Here is a 2,961-nt window from a genome sequence, read left to right as displayed (position 1 = left end):
CCCGGCCCGTCCGGCCTGCACGGGGTCGAGCTCGCGCAGCAGACCGGCGGTGACGAGCTGGTCGGTGGCCACCGAGACGGCCGCCGGCGACAGCCCGGTGGCGCTGGCGACCTGGGCGCGCACGACGGCCTGCGGGCTCGAGGTCACGCAGTCGAGCACGAGGCTGAGCGGGGTGCCGCGACCGGTGCGCCCCCGGGCCGGGGCGACCCGGCGCGGACGGGGGGCGGCTCGGGACGTCACGGAGTTGACCCTACCGCCGGACGGGGATAAATTCACGACGCGACAAAATTAGTCTTCGCCACGATCGAAGGAGTGTGCGTGATGGTGCGCAAGCCGGTTCCGGAGGACAAGTTCTCGTTCGGTCTGTGGACCGTCGGGTGGGACGCGAAGGACCAGTTCGGTGCGGCCACGCGGCCGTGGCTCGACCCGGTCGCCTCGGTGCACGAGCTCGCCAAGCTCGGTGCCGCGCACGTCACCTTCCACGACGACGACGTGGTGCCGTTCGGCTCCTCGGAGGCCGAGCGCGAGCGGATCCTGGACGCCTTCCGCGGTGCGCTGGCCGAGACCGGCATCACCGTCGAGATGGTGACCACCAACACCTTCAGCCACCCGATCTTCAAGGACGGCGCGTTCACCTCGAACGACCGCCGGGTGCGCCGCTACGCGCTGCGCAAGATCCTGCGCAACGTCGACCTCGCCGCCTCCCTCGACGCCTCGACCTTCGTCATGTGGGGTGGCCGCGAGGGCGCCGAGTACGACTCGGCCAAGGACCTGTACGCCGCCCACCAGCGCTACGCCGAGGGCATCGACACCGTCGCCGCCTACATCAAGGAGAAGGGCTACGGGCTGCGCATCGCCCTCGAGCCCAAGCCGAACGAGCCCCGCGGCGACATCATCCTGCCGACCGTCGGGCACGCGCTCGGCTTCATCGCCCAGCTCGAGCACGGCGACATCGTCGGCCTCAACCCCGAGACCGGGCACGAGCAGATGGCCGGCCTCAACTACACCTCGGGCCTGGCCCAGGCGCTGTGGTCGAACAAGCTGTTCCACATCGACCTCAACGGCCAGAAGTCGATCAAGTACGACCAGGACCTGGTCTTCGGCCACGGCGACCTGTTCTCCGCGTTCGGCACCGTCGACCTGCTGGAGAACGGCTTCCCGTCGGGCGGCACCCGGTACGACGGCCCGCGCCACTTCGACTACAAGCCCTCGCGCACCGAGGACTTCACGGGCGTGTGGGACTCGGCCGCCGCGAACATGTCGACCTACATCCTGCTCGCCGAGCGGGCCAAGGCCTTCCGCGCCGACCCCGAGGTCCAGGCGGCCGTCGAGGAGGCCGGTGTGCTGTCGCTGGCCACCCCGACGCTGGCCGAGGGCGAGACCCTCGCCGACTTCCTGGCCGACCGGTCCGCCTACGAGGACGTGGACCCCGACGCCGTCGGCGCCCACGGCTTCGGCTTCGTCCGGCTCAACCAGCTCGCGCTCGAGCACGCGCTCGGCGCACGCTGACCCCGGCGACCTCACCGGTCGCCACCGGCCGGCACCGCGACCCGGTGCCGGCCGTCGGCGGGTGCGCACCCGTGGACCACGGGTGCGCACCCGCGTCGTCGTCCCCGGGCCACGCCCGGACCGTCCCCGGGCACGCCCGGTCCGCTGAGAGGTGCAGGCAATGACGCTCGTCGCCGGGGTGGACTCGTCCACCCAGTCGTGCAAGGTCGTGATCCGCGACGCCCAGACCGGTGCGCTCGTGCGCGAGGGCCGCGCCGCCCACCCCGACGGCACCGCCGTCGACCCCCGCGCCTGGTGGACGGCGTTCGAGCAGGCCGCAGCCGCCGCGGGCGGGCTGGACGACGTCGCGGCGCTGGCCGTCGGCGGTCAGCAGCACGGCATGGTGACCCTCGACGAGCAGGGCGAGCCCGTGCGCGACGCGCTGCTGTGGAACGACACCCGGTCCGCGCAGGCCGCCACCGACCTGATCGCCGAGCTCGGCGACGGGGACGCCGCCGTCGGGGCGCAGGCCTGGGCGCAGGCCGTCGGCTCGGTGCCGGTGGCCTCCCTCACCGTCACCAAGCTGCGCTGGCTGGCCGAGCACGAACCGGCCAACGCCGCCAAGGTTGCCGCCGTCTGCCTGCCGCACGACTGGCTGACCTGGCAGATCTCCGGCGCCACCGGGCTCGACGCCCTGGTCACGGACCGCTCGGACGTGTCCGGCACCGGGTACTGGTCGCCGTTCACCGAGGACTACCGGACCGATCTGCTGCAGCGGGCGTTCGGCGCCGTGCCGGTGCTGCCGCGCGTGCTCGGGCCGCAGGCGCAGGCCGGCGTGAGCACCGGCGGGGCGCTGCTCGGGCCCGGCGCCGGTGACAACGCCGCCGCCGCGCTCGGGCTGGGGCTGCGGCCCGGCGACGTCGCGGTGTCCATCGGCACCTCGGGCGTGGTGAGCGCCATCTCGTCGGCACCCACAGCGGATGCGTCCGGCCTGGTCACGGGCTTCGCCGACGCGACCGGGCACTACCTGCCGCTGGCCTGCACGCTCAACGCCGCACGCATCCTGGACTGGGCCGCCGGGCTGCTCGGCGTCGACCACGGCGAGCTCGCGCGGCTCGCGCTGGCCGCCCCCGTCGGCGCCCAGGGCCTCACCCTCGTGCCGTGGTTCGAGGGGGAGCGCACCCCCAACCGGCCCGATGCGACCGCGACGCTCGCCGGGCTCACGCTGTCCAACGGCACACCGCAGAACATCGCGCGGGCCGCGGTCGAGGGACTGCTGTGCTCGCTCGCCGACGGCCTGGACGCGCTGCGCGCCGTCGGGGTGCAGGTGCAGCGGGCGTTCCTCATCGGCGGTGGCGCCCGCTCGGCCGCCGTCCAGCAGCTCGCCGCCGGGGTGCTCGGGGTGCCCGTGCTCGTGCCGGAGCCGGGGGAGTACGTCGCCGACGGCGCCGCACGGCAGGCCGCGTGGACCCT

At 74.0% G+C, this 2,961-nt stretch carries 2 protein-coding genes and 1 pseudogene; 2 read left to right on the top strand and 1 reads right to left on the bottom strand.

The window, feature by feature from the left end:
- Positions 1-240, bottom strand: a pseudogene (locus tag F2B26_RS15505) (hypothetical protein); the annotation flags it as partial.
- Positions 241-321: 81 nt separating this feature from the next.
- On the opposite strand from F2B26_RS15505, the gene xylA reads away from it, so the two are divergent.
- Together xylA and F2B26_RS15495 are read left to right on the top strand one after the other, a co-directional pair.
- Positions 322-1,509, top strand: coding sequence for a xylose isomerase (gene xylA / locus F2B26_RS15500; RefSeq protein WP_159810888.1), 1,188 nt, complete (start codon positions 322-324; stop codon positions 1,507-1,509).
- 160 nt (positions 1,510-1,669) lie between these two features.
- On the top strand, positions 1,670-2,961 hold a 1,292-nt coding region (locus F2B26_RS15495; RefSeq protein WP_159810886.1), incomplete at its 3' end, for a xylulokinase.

Origin of the sequence: Cellulomonas citrea (assembly GCF_009829685.1) — a bacterium.
Classification (GTDB): Bacteria; Actinomycetota; Actinomycetes; order Actinomycetales; family Cellulomonadaceae; genus Cellulomonas; species Cellulomonas citrea.
The sequence above is the reverse complement of the archived record's forward strand: the minus strand, read 5'-3'. Positions and strand labels throughout refer to the sequence as shown.

Bases quoted from the DNA above. Each gene is read 5' to 3' on its own strand.
- xylA (WP_159810888.1), top strand. From the start codon at position 322: ATGGTGCGCAAGCCGGTTCCGGAGGACAAGTTCTCGTTCGGTCTGTGG.